Below are 20242 nucleotides of genomic sequence, written 5' to 3' on the forward strand. Positions count from 1 at the left end.
GAGACCATCAAAATCAAAGATCGTCAGTTTGATAAACTCGTCCCGGTCGAAACGCGTATCAAAGAAGTTTCTGATTTGTCCGATTCGGTCACCGAAATGACGCAAGAGATTCAGCATCACGAGCAACAGCAAGAAGAGTTTGTTGAAGCCTTTATTCGTCTTATCGCACAAGCGATCGATGACAAGTCACCTTATACGGCAGGGCATTGTAATCACGTTCCTGAAATTGGCATGATGTTGGCAGAGGCGGTAGAGAAGTGCGACACCGGCAAGTTCAAAGACTTTAAGTTCAACAATGAAGACGAACGACGTGAATTCCGTATCGCGGCTTGGTTACACGATTGTGGCAAGATCACCACGCCAGAACACATCGTTGATAAAGGCACTAAGTTAGAAGCCAACTACAACCGCATTAATGAAATTCGCACTCGTTTCGAAGTACTAAGGCGAGATGCTGAGGTGGAGATGTGGAAGTCGATATCTACTGGTGAACTGTCAAAAGAAGAAGCGCAAGCCAAGTTCGACCAACGAGTTGTGCAGTTGGACGAAGACTTCCGATTTGTTGCCAACGCCAACGTGGGTGGCGAGTTTATGAGTGATGATAAGATTGAGCGCATTAAACAAATCGCCCAACAAACTTGGTTGCGTCACTATGATGATCATCTTGGTCTTTCTCCATTTGAAGAAATGATTAAGCCAAAATCTGACGTGACGCTACCCGTGGTTGAAAACCTTTTAGCGGATAAGCCTGACCATATTATTGAACGCGTTCGCCCAATGGAATTTGCACCCGAGCATGGCATTAAGGTGCAAGTGCCAGAGCATCAATATAACTTGGGTGAAGTGTACAACCTGACCATTTCCCGCGGGACGTTAACACCAGAAGACCGCTTCAAAATTAACGAGCACATGATCAGTGGTATCAAAATGCTGGGGGCACTGCCATTCCCTCCGGAGTTAAGCAACGTGCCGCGTTACGCTTCGACTCACCATGAGACGCTGAAAGGCACTGGCTATCCGCGCCGGTTGAGTGCAGAAGATTTATCAACCCCAGAACGCATCTTGGTGATTGCCGATATTTTCGAAGCATTAACGGCGGGAGATCGACCTTACAAGAAAGCCAAGCCAGTGAGTGTTGCGGTCGACATCATGTACAAGATGGCACTGGACGAGCATTTGGATATGGATTTGTTCTTGTTGTTCTTAGAAAGCGGGGTTTACCGTGACTATGCCAACAAGTTTATGCCAGTTGAACAGGTTGATGAGGTGGATATTGAGAAGTATCTGAAGTCCAAATCATCAGACGCATAAACCAGAGAGCTTAGAACGTTGAATTCCTACAGCTTCAAAGAGTGGCGCATTCGTTGCCACTCTTTCTGTATCAGAACTTGGTATCGCGTTGGTAGATCAACGTTATTTGGGGTAGGTAGCAGTTCTGCCGCCTCTTGTAACGAGAGACCGGCAAAGGGATGTTGATCGTGACTGCTGAGTAAGGTCATTGCCAAGGCATAGAAATCATCGTTCTTACTTGCCTGACCTATACGCAGAGAGGGGCGGGTCGCACTATAGGCTCGGCTAACGGTTGTATGTGAATGCTCTCGGTATTTAGCATCAGCTCGAATCACACTGCCAAAGTCGATAAGCCGAACTTGGTTATTTGGCGTCACGACGATGTTGTGTGGCTTGATATCGCCATGCAGATGCCCCGTTTTGTGCAGGTTTAGCAAAGCGAATTCAAGCTTGGTTATTAAGTCTTGCGGTAATAAATCAGGTTCTATCGCGTTAAGTGTTTTGCCTTCCATATACTGGCTCATTAACCAGTCAGCGTGGTTTTGCGAGCCGTAACCATGAAAGTTCGCCCAGTAATCCGACGCGTAGTTAGATAGAAAGTCTGCTTCCGCCATCAAAGCCCGCTTCTCAGCCAAGCTGCGCGCTACCTTGATGACCACAGTGCCATAAAGTTTGTGCTCGCACTGAAACACGTTTTTGCTCAAAGGCGCTACATAAGTAACGCCACAGGCTCTAAACAGGGTTTGATTGGCGAACGTATTCATCACTAAATGCTCGCAGGTAACACAAAGCCCGCAAAGAAGTTCGGTACGAACGGATTGTTCTGACCTTGAGTTTTAATCGTTAAGCGAACCTTATCGCCATTGTAATCAAACTCAAGTTGGGTACTTTGCGAGGAGGTTGAAGTGACGCGCGGTTCAATCAAGCGGAACCATGCCCAGCTGCCTTTAAACTGTTCATTGGCAATCGACGTTGCTTGTTTTTGTAGACGCACCGTTAGTGCATCTTGCGCGACAGAATCACCTTTCCAGCTTTGTTGAGTCCACAGCATCGGACCGTGTTGATAGGTGAAAATCGGTTTTTCAGCCCGAATGGAAAATTCAGTCAGTGCCGAGCTCATTTCTGTTGGTTTCATCTGGAATTGAATCGCAACGTTTTTCGGGTCAGCTAAAAACAGGGCAGAGCGAATGTCTTTGGCTTTATCAAACATCAGCCAAATCGCAGGATCTAACGCAAAACCAGTATTTGGCAATAAGCCGGACATAAACGGCGCACGTTGCTCTGTCGAAAAGCCTTTCAACATGGTTTGATAGAAGGTGTCCAACGTGCCATCTGTCTTGAAGAAGGCTGCGACATCCGCCGTGCTTGCGTCGCTGTTCGCACTTTTCTTAAACGGGTAGAAAGCCGCGATCGTGTTTTCATAAGGCTGGTAGACTTCGCTGTTCCACATACTATTAAGGTATTGGTGAGCTAAGTTCATCACTAACTCATTGGTTTGCACTGTCACGTAGTCAATCACTTCACCGGATAGCGTTGGCTGGGAATCGGTCAGTGACGCCAACTGTGCGACAGGGTTTTGCGCTTTTAAACCTGCAGATAACGTCTCGTAAGCCACTTTGTCTGGCGTATTGGATTTGTAGAACTGATCAAGCCATTTGGCAGTGTTAGCGAAACCTTCCAGAACGGTATCTATTGGTTTCTTACCCTGAACGTCTGGCGTCACTTGTTTGTGGAAATCATTAAACGTCAGCGTGATTTGTCGAGCGGATTCCTTCTTCTCGTTGTCTTGCGCAGCATCGGCAATCTCCTCATCGGTTTTCTTCTTCGCATCTTTTGGCTCAGGTAGAAGAACCGAAGTGTAGTTGCTGATGGTGGTAAACAGCTTAGACATTGGATTGTTTGAGGCATTGTTGAGCACGTTCAAGCTGGCATTCAATTGCTCAGAACCGGAAATAGTTTTCACCTCGATGCTGTTAATAAAATCTCGCCAGTAATTGATGTAATCGTTCTGATACATGCGCTTCAAGTCGTGGCTGATTCGGTGCATTTCTAGTGCACTTGGGGCTTGTCCTGCGATGCCTTCATAAGCGGATAACGCTTCGATAAGAAGAGGGGATTCCACCGAAAGATCCAACTCGTTAAAGCCAGTCGGTGTGTACAAGTAAGGCACGAAATAACCCACGTAGCCAGGTTTGAATTGATATATCTGATTGAAGTTGGAGCCCAGTTCTTTACGTACGTCGATGCGCTTCTCGTACGCATGATCGTTCAAAATGTGTTGGTAGAGTAGCGTCTCTATGTTGGACTGATTGATGACTTGCTTCGCCAGCCCCTCAAGCTCTTGATTGGTAGTTGTCGCCACCAAGTGCTGGTTAAACACGTCGTCGAGCAACACTTTGAGCTGAGCTACATTGGTTTTGTCCGCTTCGCCTTGGTGCTCTAAGTTTGCTAGGAAGTAGCTTTTGAGCTCTTCAATGTTGGTACGATTTTTATCAAACAGCAGTCGATAGTCGTTCAGCAATTCGAGCGTTCTGGCTTGATCTTCCAAGTTCACATACACATACAAGTCGCTCTCAATGGTGTGCGCCATAGAAGGGATCAGCACTTGTTGCAGTTCTTTGGTGTAAGCCGCTTCAACTTCTGGTTTGATGGTCGCATTCGGTAGGAATGGCAATGTATACCAAGGTTCGGGCTCCTGATACAGCGCGTAAATACGATGCATGGTGTACAGGTTTGGAATGTTGCCCACCAAATCTTCTTTGCTGTATGGCTGTGCTGCGATCGCTTCTTTGTAACGCTCTAACATGCCATCGGCTTTGGCTTCACGATTGGTTTGATAATCGAAGTCGAGCTTGAGAATCGTCAGTGTACCAATCAATAAACCGAGCCAAATTAGGGTGTAGGCGGTTTGGCTGAACCACAACCAATTCTCTTTATGGCGGTTAACTCCGACTAAAGTGTTTTCATTTAGCACGACATGAGACATCAAATGCTGAGCAAACAAGGTTTGTTGAACGGGCATTTGTTGGTGTTGCTGATATTGCTCATTGCCGAGGGATTGATTGACTACGTTCGCGAGTAAATCATGCTGCGCGAAATCACTGCCACTGTGGGTAAAGTAGAAGCCGCGGAAGTTGAGCCCATCTGTGTATTGGTCGCCTCGATGCAAACGCTGTAAGAAGTGCCACAAATTCTGTTTAAGCAGACCAAATTGGTATGGCGCACCACAAATGGCATTGCGGAAATCTTGGTTGAGCTGCGCTCCCAATGCATTGCTCATGTTCGAGATTAACTGACCGATGAGGTGGTCGTATTCGTCATTGAACCAATCGGCATCAATGCCACCATGTTTTTGCACTGGGCTGGTGGCGCCGAATACTTCATTGCGTCTCGCTTCATCAAACGCAGAAAAGAACTGACAGAAATCGCTCACTTGACCCATGTTGGTTAGGACATTGTAGATAGGTAGGTTCAAACCAAATGAACGATTGAATGCTTTGATTTGCGATTTCAATTGGTCGGCTTTTTGTGAAAGGGTTTCACTATTGCCAACTAACTGTTCAATTTCTGTGGTGAGCAACAAACCGTTAATCGCTTGTCTCGGACGCCATTTATTTAGGCACTGACACAGTGTTTTTAAGTAAAGCGGTTGCTGATCGTCGCCCATGCTGACGGAAATCAGAATTGAGTGTTCACTGAGCCAAAATAGAATCGGAAACTCAATGTCGTTGCCAAAATCATCCACTTTATAAGCTTCATAACCCATCTGCGTGATGATGCTTTTGTCTTTACTTGGGCTATCACTGAGTAACAGGTAAATCGGCTGATCGTAACGGCTGGTTAAGCGCTTTTTACGCTTTTGTACATCGAGCATTTTCTTGAAGTGGAAGGCGAGTAACTTGGATCGTTTGATAATTAGTGCACGTTCTTGGTCTTGCTCAAGACTCTTTTTCACCTTGCGATTGATTAACCAAAAGCAAAGCCCAGCAGACAGCAGTGCCACAATGGTTGTCGTGATGACGCCTGTCCATAAGAAATCAGGATATGCGACAAACCAAGTCAGTAAGCTGCCTAAGATTGCCAGAAGCAGAAGGGTAACAAGGCTCCAAATGATTGCCTTTTTTCTTGTTGGTGTGTTTGGGTTGTCTTGCGTCATTGTGACTCAACCTCGCTTTGTTTATTTTTGTTATGCACCACTAAGCCGTTGACGTTGGCATTCTCTCGATACCAATTATTGATGGTTTTAGCTTGTTCTGAGTTGTCACATCGAACAATGACGCGAACATATGAATTGATGTTATCCGCGACAGGTTGATAGTTGGATGTCGGCAGCTGGGCGATAAACTTCTCGGCGTTTTTAAGGTTAGAGAAGGTCGCAAGTTGCACCAGCCAATCAGTGTCCGCTACAGGGTTCGTCGTTGGATTGCTCGTTGTCTCTGGCGTCGAAGTTTTCGCTTGTGGCATCACGGCTTTTGGTTGGCTCGGCACTGGACGAGGTGGTTGAGTGGTGTTTACCGCGACTTTATTGCCTTTTAAATCGTCTTCAGTGCTGACATACACGATGTCTTCCGCGCGACCAGATTCAATATATCGCTGGCTGTACTCACCAAGCTGAACAAAATCTCGCGCTCGCTGTGGTTTGGTTTTGTTGTACCAGAAATAGGTCAGGGCAACACTCAAACCAATGACCGTTAAGAAAAATAGCGTGGTGACAAGGTAACGTTTCTTGCGCGTTGGCTTACGTGTTTTAGGTACCGAAACCTTAGTATGACAATAGATTCCACCGGCTTGTCGGTATTGACTTAAAATCTGCTCTAAGCGGTAGGTAAAACTCTTTAGCTGTTCGCTGCCCGTTTCGCGGTACTGACCTTTAAACCCGATATTGAGGAACAGATACACCACTTCTAATAAGTCGATCAGCTTGTGCGGTTGGCGCGCTGCTTTCTCTGCCACAGTAAAGAAAAGCTCACCACCGTTGCGCATACCAAACAGTTCACTGAGTAAGGTTTTGTTCTCCCAACCACGTTTCTCACCCCAATCGGTGTAGACAATCAACTCATCCAAAACCACTGCATACAAGAAACACAGCTTGTCGATCACGGCGACTGGGTAGGTCAACTCGGCACCTTTGGTTTTGATTTCATTGATGGAAGCCACCAGTTGATGTCTGAGCGTGGTGATGTCTTCGGGCTCCGGCAAGGTGTTGATCTTGAGCGTGACAGCCAATAACTCAGAACTGATGTTGATCAGCTGATTCTCGGCTTTATCGAAATGATGTAAGAACCCAATATTGGCTTGAGCAGCGTTGACCGAATGCCACTTTACGTCTGGCATGTCGGTGTCTTTACTCACGAAGTCGTTTTCGCTGCTATCCCAAACTAAGGTGTCTTCATCCAAATAGTTCATAACTTACTACCTCAGTGCGTACAGCATCACTTCTAGGTCGCCTACACGTGTATCGACGTGCAGCGCAAGTGCATCGCGGTTTTCAATCATTTCTAACCAATTGCGGTCTGACGTATCCACTTCAAAATACGCTGTACCTTGCATCGGTTTTAGTTCGCTTGGCGCAACAGGAAGCGGCGTCAGTTGCACGCCAGAAAGGGCATTACGCACGATCTCGACAATTTTGTTATTGCTACTGAGTTTGGCAGCGGCAGGGAACAATTCGTTAAGCTCGGTGCTGCTGATATTGGAACGGACACTGAGAACGAATCGGCGATCGGACAGGTTGTGACCATCTTTTACCAACGTGCGAAGCAAGCGGCGTCGTTCAAACAACGAAGTGTCGAACGCAAACTCAATCACTGAGTCTTGTTGAACCAGCGTGAGCATATTGCGCAGATTTGAAAAAAGCGGGTTAAAGCAATCGTACAGACGATGGAAATCCAACGGTTGGCAAGGCTCTGGAATCGCGGGTGTAGATGCCATGACTTGCGCTTCAAACTTGCGTAGCTCCAAATAAAGCTGATGGGTTTGAAACTTTGGATTCGACAAAGATAAATCAAACCACGGAAGCCAAGTGTTGAGTGTTTGCAGCCACAGGTAATCCTGCATCATCGATTGTGGGCTCTTTTGCCCTTGTCCGGCTTGAATACGTTTGAGCAAGCTGGTGGCACGGTTGGACGTGAGGGCATGAATCTCTTTCAAACGTTCAACCAATAGCTGTGATGCACCATAGTGCAAACACGCAGGAATAAAGGAACGGTCTAGCATCACTTCGCCCGTTTCGCTGCATTCCAACACCTTGGCGAAAGGTATGAGGGTGAAGCCCGAAGTGTCTTCGCCTTCTAGTTTAATCGCTATATTGAGCTGCGCGACGTCCACCTCAACGCTGGCATTCTCAGAGGTTGAAGTATCAAACACATTGATGGTTCGTGTGAGATAGCGGCTTTGTTCCAATTCATCATTGGCGTAATCATTATTGCCTTGCAGAGAAACAGGCAGCGCTAAGTAAGCCATTTTCTCAATCGTACCGTGCGGCACATCTCTGGCGACTTCGCGTTTCAGTTCGAAATGCGTGCCATCTGGGAACAAACCCGCGCTAGAAGAGACGGAAAGCTTGCCAATTTTAAGTAGATCGTGATTGATCACCAAGTCGGTCACACCATAGTAAGGGGCATAACCAGCAAGCGTTTCGACGTTTTGTCTGACGTAGTTTTGTGTGTATCTGTCTTGTTGTTGAAAGTGTTGTGGGGCAATGAACATGCCTTCTTGCCAAACGACTTTTTTGTATGCGTCCACGAGATTTCCTTATCTACTGAATCGAGTTAAAAGACATCCCACCAAGGTGAATCTGGTGTCACGGTTTGTAATGCTGCTTTGTTACCGCTGATCTTTAACTGGATATATTGTTCTTCTTCCTGAGGCGTGGTTGTCACTACCGTCGCCGTGCTCGCATCATATTCGGCAAATTCCACCAATACGCCGATGTATTGAGTGGTCTTGTTGATGTCTAAGGTTTGTTTGCTATTGCTGTCTGGCATCACCACGGGCAGAACTTGTTTCGACACCAAGTTTGCGCCCAATAGGCTCACGTCATCGTTGTACAAATCGATAAACGGCAATTGCTTAAACTGCTGTGCATCGGTCAGTTGATACAAGCGTACTACTACGGGATTAGTACTGTTGTTAACACTCGGGTTAATCGTCTTCTCGGCGCTCACCGCCAATTGATATTGCGTCACAACCGGTGTTGGGTCAGATGAACATCCCACCAAAGCGAAAGCGAGTAAACTAAGCCAAATCTTCATCAGCTTTCCTCGCTTTGCTTTTGCATGTTTTCCATAAACATCGCTTTGAACTGGCGACGAAAATCACCGTTGTCTTGTCGATGTTGGAAGTGCTTGCGGTAGATTTTCCAATACTTCTTGTCTTTGCTACTGAACAGTCCACCAGACACAAATTCGCTAAATTGATTCTCTAGTTGGTTCGGCGCGAATTCGTTGAGGAACTGATCGAGCGTTTTGTCCAACGCATCAAACAAAGCATCATGTGCAAGCGGTGGGTTGCGAAGGTATTGTTGATTCTTCTCGGTAATCGTAATCAGCTTTTCGATGGAGGCTTCCAGCTCTGACGTTGGAAGGTGGTCTCCCGGAAGATACTCAATCTCCGTAGAACGCTCCATTGCTTGCTGCTGTTTCGACACCTCATCCACTTCAAAGTGATCCGCCAGTTCGTCATCGTCGATGTCTTCAAACGGGTCGGAGGAGAAAGGGTCATCGCTCATTACATTTTGGTGAGAGTAATGAACTTCCGATTTCACGGGTTCGACGATGTCACCTTCATCGAGAAAATCGACATTGTCTTCCAGTTGCAGGTCGAACTTAGTCGCAAAGAGGTCATCGGGTTGCTCTTCGACGGGCGCTTTGCTCGACGTGAGTGTTGATACCAACATCGAATAGCTTTCGATCTTTAAAATGTCGCCATCGTTGAGTGGGTAATCTTTGTCTCTCACCATGGCTTTATCGTTGAGGCGAGCCGGGTTCTTGCCGGTACTCTTCACCAAATAACCTGTTTCAGTGAGACGAATTTGTCCGTGAATACGCGAGATGCGTTTTGATTGATCGGGCAATGCCACTTCACAAGAAGCAGAACGCCCAAACTGCCCGCCAGATTCGGGCAGATAGATGACTCTTGAAGTCACCACCTCTTCAGAGGGTACAGAAATCAAATGTATGCTGATCGCCACTTGTTATCCCTCGCATTTAGCCAACGCTGTGTTGAAAGCGGTTAAGAAACCAGAATATTTGTCCAAAAAGCGGTTAGAGAAATACACGCCCATTGGCTTGGTTTCGAATACTTGAGAATAGAAGTAATCGCTTGGAAGAGAGGCTTGGCTGATTTCAGTATGGAACACCCGTTCATCTTCCAATGCGACGTCAATTTCTCTTTGTTTTAAAAGCCTTAGTAAAACCTTAGCATCTCGTGGCTGCTTAACGACGTTGTATCCGTTACGTTTCAGCCAAAACCATGTGCTTGAGCCAAATTCTGCCGAGAACTTAAGGTTCAACTTTGACAAATCATCAAGCTTAGGCTCTACACCAGGACCAAAATACCAACGCAGTTTTTGCTCGGTAATAGGAGCAGACAACGTTGCGTAGCTGTCGTGTTCTCTGGTTTTTGGCGAGACGAAAAAGCCGTGCTGTTGACCACTGTGTACGTGGAGCTGTGCGTCAGACCATTCCGTCATGGTCAGTTGGTAAGGTTGTCCCATTTCGCCCAGCGCGCATTTGACGCGATTAAGCGCAAACCCATCCATGTTTTGATTCTGGTGAGTTTGGTACGGTGCCCATTTGTGAGTCGCAAGTAGCAATCGGTCGGGACCAATCCAAACTTGCGCCCATGCTTCGAACGAGAATAGGGCGCCAAGCAAAATAAACAGCGACGAAACCAGCTTGGTTATTTTGCGGAAAAGACTCACCCCACAGCTGACCGCCGCCTCTTGAACAAGAATCGAGGTGGTGACGAAATGGGGTGAATGTACGCTTCTAAACATCATGATTCGTTACTACTGAATATCCAGTTCAAAGCCCTGTGGCGTGGACGCAGCGGTCACCGTCACTTGGCTAATCGGTTGTTGTTCGCTCAGACGCGCGATGCATTCTTCTGCCAACTTCGGCATCAAAGAGCGGTTAATGATTTGCTCAACCGCGCGACCACCTGTTGTAGGGTCAGTGTTTTTGCTGACAACCAAATCCACAAAACCTGCATCCCACGTAAAGCTCGCTTGATACTGTTCTGCCAGTTTTTTACGAATGCGGTTTAGCGCGATTTCGGTGATCTTCGCTAACTCATCATCGTTGAGTGGGTAATAAGGCACGATGGTAGTACGTCCTAAGAACGCAGGTTTGAAGTAGCGTTGTAGATCGGGACGAATCGCTTCAAGCAGTTCATCGTTGCTGATGCGTTCGGCGTTTTCATCACACACATCGCAAATCGCTTGATCAGCGGCGTTGGAAGTCATGATGATTAAGGTGTTTTTGAAATCCACCGTGCGACCTTCGCTGTCTTTGATGTGTCCTTTATCGAAGATTTGATAGAAGAGGTCATGAACGCCCGGATGCGCTTTTTCCATCTCATCCAAAAGCAAGACAGAATAAGGATTGCGGCGAATCGCCTCGGTTAACACGCCACCTTCACCAAAGCCAACATAACCGGCAGGCGAGCCAAGTAACATTGAGATTTTGTGTTCTTCTTTAAACTCGGTCATGTTGATAACCGTGAGATCGTTGCTGCCTCCGTAAAGCTGCTCGGCGAGCGCCATGGCGGTTTCCGTTTTACCGACACCACTTGGACCACACATCAAGAACACACCGATTGGTTTGCGATTGTCGGTTAAGCCAGCACGTGAGATTCGAATCGCTTTTGCCAGTTCTTGCTTCGCCACGTTTTGACCGATAACGCGTTTATCTAGCTCTGATTCTAGCGACAATAGGCGAGCGATTTCATCACTCATCATGTTGCCGACTGGAATGCCTGTCCAACCGGAAATGACTTGAGCAATGGTCGCGTCATCCACCATCGCATTAACTAATGGCTCTTCGCCTTGAAGCTCATGTAATTGATCGAGAAGGGCATTCAATTGGGGTTGTTGAGCTTCGTCCGGCGTTTCGCTTTCTGTGATGCTTTGTTGAAGCGCTTTAACCTCATCAACCAACGTAATCTCTTGCTCCCAACGAGTTTGGTAGTCAGCTAGTTTAGATTGATTAGTGGTGATTTCTTGCTTCAATTCGGCGATCTCTTCTGCGCCAGTGCCGAACAAATCAAATTCTTTTTCTAAAGCAGACTGTTCGTTTTGTTGATAACGAATGGTTTGCTCCAACGCTTCAATCACTTCTGGTTTTGCACCTTGGGTTAAAGCAATACGCGCACTAGCTGTGTCGAGTAGGCTGATCGCTTTATCTGGCAATTGGCGAGAAGGTAAGTAGCGAATAGATAGGTTAACCGCCGCATCAATGGCTGATTCTGTAATAAAAGCGCCGTGGTGCTCTTGCAATGAAGCCGCAATGCCACGAAGCATTTGTTTGGCATCTTCTGCATTTGGCTCTTCTACAGTCACGACTTGGAAACGGCGAGTCAGAGCTGGATCTTTCTCAAAGTACTTTTTGTATTCTGCCCATGTTGTTGCGGCAATGGTTTTGAACTCACCACGTGCAAGAGCGGGTTTCAATAAGTTGGCAGCATCATTTTGTCCTGCTGCACCGCCAGCGCCGATCAGCGTATGTGCTTCATCAATAAATACAATGATTGGTACATCGCTGTTTTTCACTTCGTTGATGACGTCTTTCAGGCGGTTTTCGAATTCGCCTTTTACGCTGGCACCTGCTTGTAACAAACCTAAATCAAGTGAATGGAGTTGAACGCCTTGCAACGCACTTGGCACTTCATCTGCTGCGATTCTCAGCGCTAAGCCTTCAACGACAGCGGTTTTACCCACGCCCGGCTCACCAACGAAAATAGGGTTGTTCTGGCGTTTACGACAAAGAATGTCGATGGCTTTTCTCACCTCAGAATTACGCCCAGAAATCGGGTCGATATTGCCTTCAATCGCTTGTTGAGTCAGGTTGATGGTGTACTTGCTTAATGCGTCGTTCGCGCTTGCTGTATTTGCTGCTGAACTTGCTTCACCTGTGCTTTGTTGCGTTGCTCGCTTAACCGGCGTTTTGTTGATTAAACCTTGCAGGGACTCGGTCGACACGTTCTGTAGTGATTCGAGATTGTTGCTCGATACGCCCATGACGTTCTGCTGCAACAGCGCTTGAACGAGATGCAAGCTGATGATTTCCCCATGACCATAGTTAACGGAGGCAATCATCCAAGCGTCTTTTAGAAGTTCAGTCAGTGCGTGGCTGAGCGTTGGTTGGCTGTCTTGCACTTTTGGTAAGCGCTCGATGCGATTCGCCAGTTCACTCGCAAGTTGATCTTGGTTGATCTTCTGACTTTCAATCAGAGTTTTTAAGTGCGTGTCTTGCTGATTCAATAGCGTGAGCAGCCAATGTTCCGGCTCAATGGCTGCAACGCCTTGGTTCATAGCTGCACCCGCAGAAGCTTCCAATGCGCGTTTTAGCTCTGGCGATAACTTGGCGACTAAATTTGTCAGCGTTACTTGTGTCATAACCTTATCCTTGTCTTTTGCGCGATAACCTTCTTTGTCGTCGCGGTGTCTACCTAGCTATTTCAGAAGAATCCGAATCCGCTCTGTAGGTTTACGTTCTGGGGCGAGGCAATCCACTTCGCCCAATTTCGCTGCTTGATCTGGTTGAGCAGACAGCGTTGGTTTTTCGAGATACGCACGCTTAACGTTGAGATAAATAGAAATAGGCGTGGCGTCTCGTAAATAATGTTGAATGAGGTGGCGCATGTGGTTCGCCAACTGAGTATCTCGATGAATTTGATGCAGCTCTTTGCGGTTGGCAGGTTGGATACTCACCACCAAATGTTGGTTGTAAGTCATGCACGTTTTGCCAATGAGGAAACCCTGTCCGATTCCGCTGTTGTAGTCGTCTTTCTGTCCCAAAAGGGTAAGAGAACTTGCGGGTAACTGACGACGTTCATGGCTCTTAGTCGACACATCTATTTGGTAAGGGAAGTAGTCGTTAAGGATCTGCTCTAACGTTTCTAAGTTACGATGCCCTTGAGCAAACAACAGCGAATACTGGAACAGCGCACCGTGTTCGTTTTTCAGGTTCGCCAGTTGTTTGAGTAAATCGGTTTTGTCTGTTGCCAACTCTTTCTGCACCAAGAGGTGAGGAGCGAGCTCTAGCTGCGCGGCAAGTTCAAAATGGCGTTGATTGAATACGTCTAAAAAGTCCTTGAGTGCGTGATCGTCGTTATGCAGTGCAAACAACAATTCCTCATAGATGTAGTTTGGGATAACCCCTTGTGCGCCAGATAGTGCTTGCTGCGCAATACGAACTTTGGCGCTATGGTCACTGAACGAAAAGTATTGAATATCGTCGGCATCACCATGGGGCATGGCTTCCGCTTTAAGCTCTAACTTCAGCTTGTGCCCAGACTGTTTTGCCATTTGCATCAGCAATCGCATTGCTTGAGCAAAGTCATATTCATGTGGGTTCGCTTTTAAATCGTTAATCAGTGACATCGACATCATCTATCTTCCACGCTACATCGAGCGCTGGCTCCCGTGGATTTTTGGATAACGCCTCGCAATGCCATCTTTGCCATAAAGACGAATTGTGAGCTGAATGTAGCGATCAAAACTACAGAACTGTTGGAAGAAGCGATTCAACACATCGGTGAAAGTCAGATAGTTGCCAGACGTATCGAGAGTGATTTCAATCTCTGTGCCCGGAGAGAAGACGTTCTTGCCTAGAATACGCATTGATGAAACCTGTGAGCGCACTTTAACTGACTGAATCATCTGAATTTCATCGCTTACTAACTGGTTGCGGCTACACAATTGCAGCATTTGCTTAAGCTGTTGAGTAGGATCTTCAGAGTGCAGCAGAGACGAGAAGTTACTGTTCAGTAGCCCGATAAATTGCCAGTGCATATTGGCATCAGATTCACGTTCTATCGGAGCCGACGGCGGGTAGAGAGAATGAAAATCACCGGGCAAATCGATCGGCTCTAAACATGTCATCTCACCATTGATGGTGCATGCTTGTTTGCCATTGGTACAAAGAAGGCGAGTGCCATAGAGTTTGTTGAATTCGAGCTCTTGGTTGGCGTTCAGGCTGATCGCCAATCGCAGTTCACCAGTGGAGTCTTTTCGGCTTTGCCAGTAATCGCAATGTGGGTCGCTTTGGTAACTGTCTTTAAACAGTGGCGTCAGCAGTTTTTGACCGCTCGACGTAATCTCAAACACATCCAAAATGTCGACCACTTGAATTTCATTATCGGTATGCGCATCGGCATTAACGGGAATGGTCAGGCTGCGTTGGTCATAGCTGGTTGGTTCGCCTGTTTGTTCGAATAAGTTCACCGCAGGCACGACATTGAGCTTAAACACTTGGTTGTCGAAAAGACGGATAAACTCCATCGGTAAAGAGTGCATAAACAGGTTTAATACCACAGTGGAGCAATCATGTTGCTGACAGGCTTCACCAAAGCCTTTAAGACGGAAGAACTGACGTTTCTCTTTGAAGAAGAAAAATTCGTTCATCAAATGGTAGCCAGAAAATTGATTGCCTTTTTGTGGCAGAAATTGAAACTGCTTATCGCTGATTCTACTCTTGAGCTGATTGGCAGCCAAGACAGCGTAATTCTCACCATTGATGTCGGAAATCGATATTGCACGCGCTTCACTGAGCAGCAGTTCAACCAAGGAATCCGCATTGTTCTCGAAACCTTGAACGAAGAAGTCGAGATCTTCTAACGCTAATTGACTGAAGTGCACATCATCATCGCCAGTAGACAGAGTGAGCTGAATAACGGCGGTAGTTTGTTCACTGCCTTGTGGGCGATTGAAGTCAAAGGGCGCGCTGCTTGCCTTGGTGTCAATCAGTGCAAATGGTGTCGTTTTGAGTTCATCCGTAGTGGTGAACAAACATGTTTTGCCTTGCGATTCAGAAGAAAAGCGTGTGCCTTTTGGAAGCGTCGTGCTGTCGGTGGAAGGGGCATCTGTGCTCATTTCTAGATACGCTACACTTGGTACCGTTTGAATGTAACTTGGGTAGAGTACGCCAAGTAATCCTTCGACAACTTCAGGGATTTGCTCAGATAGACGTTTTTCGACGTTGGCATTCAATAGTGCCACACCATCCAATAAGCGAGCCAAACTCGGGTCTTCGATTTGTCCCTGATGGATGTTTAGGCGTTGTGCGTGTTCTGGATGTTCAGACCCAAATTGACCGAGGGCACGGCGAACAAAAGTCAGTTCTTGCTCGTAATAACGCAGTAGAGGATCACTCATACAAATCCTCCTTCATATCGGTGGTCATGTCGCTTAATGAAATCTTGGAATCAAAAATCAGCTCTTTTTCGCCCTGTGCCGTTTTGGCTTTGGCGACAATATTGAACGCGATGGTGTTTTCTCCCGCTTTACGTTCAACAAGTTCAACCATGACTTGGCTAAGACGAGGCTCGAAATGTCGAATGTAGTTTTCTAGTTTGAGGGCTAATTGCTGGTGGTCGAGACTGGCACTCAACAGGTGCACATCCTCGATGCCAAAACGGTAGTTAGAGCGCTGCACTTCGGTTAACCGATCATCAATGCTTATCAGTGACGCTTCCGAATCGAACAGACGAGTCAGGTGATATTTGATGTCCTCGATATCATCTCGACGAGTCGTAGGGGCAGTTTGCACAAAGGTACGCCAAAAACTCATTACGCCACCTCATCCAATTCTGTTGTCAGCACCACTTCGCCGCTGAAATGGTCGTATTGATACTGCGGTACGATGCGCAAAGTACAGACGAAATTGCCCGGATGATGATCAGAGTCGCACACGCTGATCTTTGCAAAACTCAATGGGTATTTTGATAGGGTTTCTTCGTTGGCGTACGCGACGTTACTAGAGAATTTTTCAACCCATTGAGAGAGGAACAACTCACACTCAGCCGCTGTTTTGAAGCTGCCAATCATCTCTCGCACTTGTACTTTGAGATAATGTGCAATACGGCAAGACATCAATGATGTTTGGATTTGAGTGAGGACTTTCTCATTATCAGATTCACTGTTGTGCCAAATCGAATTGTTACCATTGAAGTAAAACTTATCGCTCAAAGGGCTCTTAGTAAGAGGGATAAAACCACTGCGACTGTAGAAGGTCGACAGTTGCCCAAACAAGGTCACTTTGGTTTGTGGTTGAATCAGAAAATGGCTATCGCTTTGGTTTTGATTGACCACGGCACCTTGGTTGTTGTCGTTCCAGCGAGATTTCAAGAAGCCAAACCAACTTACACGTTGATGCTCTCGCATAATGGTGGATACAAATGCAAAGCCCGCATTGCCCCAAAGTCCGTTTTGTTTCTCGTTGTAGATGAAACCCACTTTGGCGTTTTGATAACGTGTACGCATGCACATTTCTGGCATCACCAAGCCGACAAAACGCGCAGAGGACTTACTGCGTAAAGACTGCCACGATTGGTAATCAGGGCTGGCAAGGATCTTCTCGATTCGGTTGATATCAGACAGCCAGTCTGCGCCGGATTCGACAAAGAAATCGCGATTAGGAGCAAATAGCATTGGGCATAACGTCGCTTCACCCAAGCGGCTCAATAGTTCTACGGTGAATAAATCATCGTAGTCAGATTCGAAATCCATATCTGCTGCTACTGGCTGTGTGAATAACAAGCAACCGAATGGATGCCCGCCCAAGGTGTTTAACTCTTGGTTGCCGATCTTGTTGTACAACTCGGACGTTTTGGTGCTGTAGGCTTGATTGACGTCGGACGATACTTCTTCCCAACTCATATTGAGAAGCTTGAGTTGAGTGCGTTGATAATTAACGGGCAGGGTGGCTAAGCCTTGAAGCCCTAGCCAATTGGTTTGCAGTGCCTCAAATTCTGGATGATGCAGTAATTCATCCATCTGTTTCGAGAGTTTATAGTCGATCTCTGCAATCAAGCGCGAAACATGTGTGATAAGCGCATCGGAATTGTCTAGCGCGGAGCGAGACACTTGAGACAGTAAAGAGAGCGCCTCTTGTAAAAAGTCGCTGTCTTTATCGTCTAGCTGTATAAACTGGGTCTGCCAACCTGAGTGATAAATCTTACTCATACTATCCTTGTGACCTAAATCGAATTGGCTTGGTCGAAGCATCCTACTTCGACCAAGCTTTATTATGCGTATACCGATCGTAGTAAATAACTGGTCATTCTAGCTGGTTATAACGCTCGATAACTTCGTTTAAAATTTTGATTGTAGAATAACTACTTACCGAAAATTTTAGCCTTGTTCTCAAGCGTTATTCCTGCTCTAACTCTGACCACTTACTTATTGTGATCGGTATTAACCTGGGATCTTCGCTACCATACGAACCGACGTAGTCAGCTCTTCAAGTTGTAGCCAAGGTCTTAGGTGAGCAACGGCTGAATACGCGCCCGGTTTACCCGGTTGTTCAACCACTTCAATGCGAGATTCTGCCAATGGCGTTTTCGCTCGTTGATCATTACCAATTGCACCTGCGTTGGTGTATTGATCGATCCACAGTTGAAGTTCACGTTGAATGTCTGGCGCTTCTAGGTTTGAACCTAGCTTGTCGCGACCCATGACTTTCAAGTAGTGAGCGATGCGACCACTTGCCATGATGTAAGGAAGACGCGCTGAAATGGCTGCGTTTGCTGTTGCATCTGGATCTGTGTACGTCTTCGGTTGCTGTGTTGTTTGACCGCCGATGAATACGCCGTAGTTTGAGTTTTTGTAGTGAACCAGTGGCAAGAAGCCTAGGTCACTTAACTCTTTCTCGCGTTCGTCGGTTAGGTTCACTTCTGTTGGACATTGCTGAACCAAGTCGCCAGCTTCGGTCTTATAAGTTAGGTTTGGTAGGTTTTCTACTTTACCGCCGTTATCCAGACCGCGAATCGCTGTACACCAACCGTACGCAGTGAAGGCTTGCGTCATTTTCAGACCCAACTCGTAAGCGGCATTTGACCAAACCAACTCATCATTGCTTGATGGATTCGGGTTGCCATCTTGGTCTGTGTTTAACTCTTCGTAGCTAAACAGCTTGGTGCCAAGAGCTTTCTCACCGTAAGGAAGGCGAGCCAGTGTGCGAGGTAGTGTTAGAGTTACGTAGCGCGCGTCGTCACTTTCACGGAACGAGTTCCAAGCAGCGTAAGCCGGGGAGTCAAAACCAGCCGCGACAGGTTTGCCTTCTTCAAAGGTTGTGAAGTCATTGAACTCAAACATTTCTGCATTTGCTGCGGCAATGAACGGAGCGTGACACGCAGCGGCTACTTCACCCATGTAGCGTAGTAGGGCGACGTCTTCATCTTTTGCGCTGAACTCGTAATCACCGATGAAGGTGCCATACGGTTCACCACCTGCTGTGCCGTATTCGCCTTGGTATACCGCGTTAAACAGTGGGCTACGGTCGATGGCTGGCGCATCTTCAAATTGATCAAGTAGTTCGTCTTTGGTGTAGTCGACCATTTTGATTTTCAGTGAGCGCCCTAGATCGCTCTCTTTAACCAGTTTTTGCAGACCACGCCATGAACCTTCTAGCTTTTGGAAGTCATTTTCTTGCATGACTTTCGATAGCTGTTTAGAAAGCTTTTTGTCGATCTCTACGATGGCATTTTCAATCGTTTTGGTGACGTTCTTGTCCCATGTTACCGTGCCGCTTAGCGCTTGTTCTGCCAGTACAGAGAACAGCTCTTTTGTTGTATCCGCTGGCGTTTGTGTGGTCGCTTCGATTGCACGATCCAGAAAGCTCAGCGAAGCTTCAGCCGCTTCTGCTTGTGGTTGGTTTTCAACTTCCGTCGTCATTATTCTGCTCCTTCTTTCTGGATGCCTAGCTCATCGGAAAGGGCGTTGATAGTGTCTGCGCTTTGCAGAACTTCCTTGAGTAGTTTCTCTAGATCACGAGAACGGTCCGCTTTTGAAAGCAGTACTTTGAGTTGGTTACGAGTCTCAACAAGCTTCTTGAGCGGTTCAACTTGCTCAACGATGGCTTCAGGCTCGAAATCTTTCATTGATGAGAATTTCAGACTCGCTTCGATTTGGCTGTCGTCATCAATCAAAACGTTGTCCACTTTGAGTGATAACTCAGGGCCAACACGCTTCATAACAGTATCGAAGTTGTCTTTGTCGACGTTATAGAAGGTGCGATCTTCCACGTCTTCTTTGTCTTGCTTGTGACCCGAATAATCACCGACGACTCCCACCACAAAAGGGAGTTCTTTGGTTTCTACTGCGCCATTCGTCTCGACATCGTAAGTAATACTTACACGGTTTTTGCTAACTCGCTTGTGTTGGGAGTTCAGTGCCATAATGGTATCTCCTTATTCCATTAAGAAGCTGTCGAAGTAACTTTCGCTGTCGTCGCGTCAAAGCCCACTTCAGGACCTTTCTCGATTTTGCCGCCTTCGCCTTCGATGTAGTACGCTTTCGAAATCTCGGTGTAAGTGAGGCTGAATGATTCATTTGGTAGGTGACCATCCGACGCGCCCATGTTGTAGCTCGACATACGCGCAGCACTTAGTGTCAGGATTAGGTATGGATCTGCACCAGAACCTTCACGGTTTGGCTTAGTCATCACGATCTCGATGGTTTTGCCTTCGCCACCTGGTGCGTAAAGGAAAGTCGTTAAGTACGGTGTCGCGCCATCACAGCCACGAGAGATGTTCACTTCACCTAGCGCGACCATGCCTTGGTCTGCGTTGTTCGCGTTACCGACGTCGATGCCAACGCCACGAACGGCACTCCAGTTCACTGTATCAATAGCAAAAAATCCATCCTTGCCACCGATCTTTTCTACCGTTGCAGCACCTTTTGGTGTGGTGCCATCAATTCTCATGTAAATAGAAGCCATTGGGTTCTCCT

Annotated in this window: 16 protein-coding genes; 1 reads left to right on the forward strand and 15 read right to left on the reverse strand. The window is 46.9% G+C overall.

Annotated elements, in window-relative coordinates:
- The coding region (locus H735_RS15255) for an HD-GYP domain-containing protein (protein WP_042980086.1) at window positions 1-1311 on the forward strand (1311 nt) is incomplete at its 5' end.
- 26 nt (window positions 1312-1337) lie between these two features.
- Here the strand turns inward: H735_RS15255 and H735_RS15260 are convergent.
- The 15 genes from H735_RS15260 to H735_RS15330 form a co-directional block, all read right to left on the reverse strand.
- Window positions 1338-2054, reverse strand: a complete 717-nt coding sequence (locus tag H735_RS15260) for a protein kinase domain-containing protein (RefSeq protein ID WP_027726819.1) — start codon at window positions 2052-2054, stop codon at window positions 1338-1340.
- A 2-nt stretch (window positions 2055-2056) separates the two neighbouring features.
- A complete protein-coding gene (gene tssM, locus H735_RS15265; RefSeq protein ID WP_020197583.1) occupies window positions 2057-5446 on the reverse strand; it encodes a type VI secretion system membrane subunit TssM in 3390 nt (1129 codons plus the stop codon).
- Window positions 5443-6696, reverse strand: coding sequence for a type IVB secretion system protein IcmH/DotU (icmH, locus tag H735_RS15270; RefSeq protein WP_020197582.1), 1254 nt, complete (start codon window positions 6694-6696; stop codon window positions 5443-5445). The genes tssM and icmH overlap by 4 nt, the downstream gene beginning before the upstream one ends.
- A 6-nt stretch (window positions 6697-6702) precedes the next feature.
- Window positions 6703-8034, reverse strand: coding sequence for a type VI secretion system baseplate subunit TssK (tssK, locus tag H735_RS15275; RefSeq protein ID WP_020197581.1), 1332 nt, complete (start codon window positions 8032-8034; stop codon window positions 6703-6705).
- A gap of 26 nt (window positions 8035-8060) precedes the next feature.
- A complete protein-coding gene (gene tssJ, locus H735_RS15280; protein WP_005451918.1) occupies window positions 8061-8543 on the reverse strand; it encodes a type VI secretion system lipoprotein TssJ in 483 nt (160 codons plus the stop codon).
- Window positions 8543-9481, reverse strand: a complete 939-nt coding sequence (locus H735_RS15285) for a type VI secretion system-associated FHA domain protein (RefSeq protein ID WP_020197580.1) — start codon at window positions 9479-9481, stop codon at window positions 8543-8545. The genes tssJ and H735_RS15285 overlap by 1 nt, the downstream gene beginning before the upstream one ends.
- Window positions 9482-9484: 3 nt before the next feature.
- On the reverse strand, window positions 9485-10288 hold the full coding sequence (locus H735_RS15290; protein WP_020197579.1) for an ABC transporter substrate-binding protein: 804 nt from the start codon (window positions 10286-10288) through the stop codon (window positions 9485-9487).
- 12 nt (window positions 10289-10300) lie between these two features.
- Window positions 10301-12907 (reverse strand): type VI secretion system ATPase TssH, encoded by a 2607-nt coding sequence (gene tssH, locus H735_RS15295; protein WP_020197578.1) that lies wholly within the window; start codon window positions 12905-12907, stop codon window positions 10301-10303.
- Between the two features lie 57 nt (window positions 12908-12964).
- Window positions 12965-13903, reverse strand: coding sequence for a type VI secretion system baseplate subunit TssG (locus H735_RS15300; RefSeq protein ID WP_020197577.1), 939 nt, complete (start codon window positions 13901-13903; stop codon window positions 12965-12967).
- Window positions 13904-13915: 12 nt separating this feature from the next.
- Window positions 13916-15667, reverse strand: a complete 1752-nt coding sequence (tssF, locus tag H735_RS15305) for a type VI secretion system baseplate subunit TssF (RefSeq protein WP_020197576.1) — start codon at window positions 15665-15667, stop codon at window positions 13916-13918.
- Complete coding sequence (tssE, locus tag H735_RS15310) at window positions 15660-16082, reverse strand: type VI secretion system baseplate subunit TssE (protein ID WP_020197575.1); 423 nt, start codon at window positions 16080-16082, stop codon at window positions 15660-15662. The genes tssF and tssE overlap by 8 nt, the downstream gene beginning before the upstream one ends.
- Complete coding sequence (locus tag H735_RS15315) at window positions 16082-17476, reverse strand: type VI secretion system contractile sheath domain-containing protein (RefSeq protein ID WP_020197574.1); 1395 nt, start codon at window positions 17474-17476, stop codon at window positions 16082-16084. The genes tssE and H735_RS15315 overlap by 1 nt, the downstream gene beginning before the upstream one ends.
- 231 nt (window positions 17477-17707) lie before the next feature.
- Entirely contained in the window at window positions 17708-19186 is a 1479-nt protein-coding gene (gene tssC, locus H735_RS15320; RefSeq protein WP_020197573.1) for a type VI secretion system contractile sheath large subunit, read from the reverse strand.
- Complete coding sequence (gene tssB / locus H735_RS15325; protein WP_020197572.1) at window positions 19186-19689, reverse strand: type VI secretion system contractile sheath small subunit; 504 nt, start codon at window positions 19687-19689, stop codon at window positions 19186-19188. The genes tssC and tssB overlap by 1 nt, the downstream gene beginning before the upstream one ends.
- Before the next feature lie 20 nt (window positions 19690-19709).
- Window positions 19710-20231, reverse strand: a complete 522-nt coding sequence (locus H735_RS15330) for an Hcp family type VI secretion system effector (protein ID WP_005426582.1) — start codon at window positions 20229-20231, stop codon at window positions 19710-19712.
- Window positions 20232-20242 lie beyond the last annotated feature (11 nt).

Origin of the sequence: Vibrio owensii CAIM 1854 = LMG 25443, from assembly GCF_000817815.1 — a bacterium.
In the GTDB taxonomy this organism is placed as follows: domain Bacteria; phylum Pseudomonadota; class Gammaproteobacteria; order Enterobacterales; family Vibrionaceae; genus Vibrio; species Vibrio owensii.

Bases quoted from the DNA above. Each gene is read 5' to 3' on its own strand.
- H735_RS15300 (WP_020197577.1), bottom strand. From the start codon at position 13,903: ATGATGTCGATGTCACTGATTAACGATTTAAAAGCGAACCCACATGAA.
- icmH (WP_020197582.1), bottom strand. From the start codon at position 6,696: ATGAACTATTTGGATGAAGACACCTTAGTTTGGGATAGCAGCGAAAAC.
- tssC (WP_020197573.1), bottom strand. From the start codon at position 19,186: ATGACGACGGAAGTTGAAAACCAACCACAAGCAGAAGCGGCTGAAGCT.
- tssM (WP_020197583.1), bottom strand. From the start codon at position 5,446: ATGACGCAAGACAACCCAAACACACCAACAAGAAAAAAGGCAATCATT.
- H735_RS15315 (WP_020197574.1), bottom strand. From the start codon at position 17,476: ATGAGTAAGATTTATCACTCAGGTTGGCAGACCCAGTTTATACAGCTA.
- tssF (WP_020197576.1), bottom strand. From the start codon at position 15,667: ATGAGTGATCCTCTACTGCGTTATTACGAGCAAGAACTGACTTTTGTT.
- tssB (WP_020197572.1), bottom strand. From the start codon at position 19,689: ATGGCACTGAACTCCCAACACAAGCGAGTTAGCAAAAACCGTGTAAGT.
- H735_RS15290 (WP_020197579.1), bottom strand. From the start codon at position 10,288: ATGTTTAGAAGCGTACATTCACCCCATTTCGTCACCACCTCGATTCTT.
- tssE (WP_020197575.1), bottom strand. From the start codon at position 16,082: ATGAGTTTTTGGCGTACCTTTGTGCAAACTGCCCCTACGACTCGTCGA.
- H735_RS15330 (WP_005426582.1), bottom strand. From the start codon at position 20,231: ATGGCTTCTATTTACATGAGAATTGATGGCACCACACCAAAAGGTGCT.
- tssH (WP_020197578.1), bottom strand. From the start codon at position 12,907: ATGACACAAGTAACGCTGACAAATTTAGTCGCCAAGTTATCGCCAGAG.
- H735_RS15260 (WP_027726819.1), bottom strand. From the start codon at position 2,054: ATGAATACGTTCGCCAATCAAACCCTGTTTAGAGCCTGTGGCGTTACT.
- tssJ (WP_005451918.1), bottom strand. From the start codon at position 8,543: ATGAAGATTTGGCTTAGTTTACTCGCTTTCGCTTTGGTGGGATGTTCA.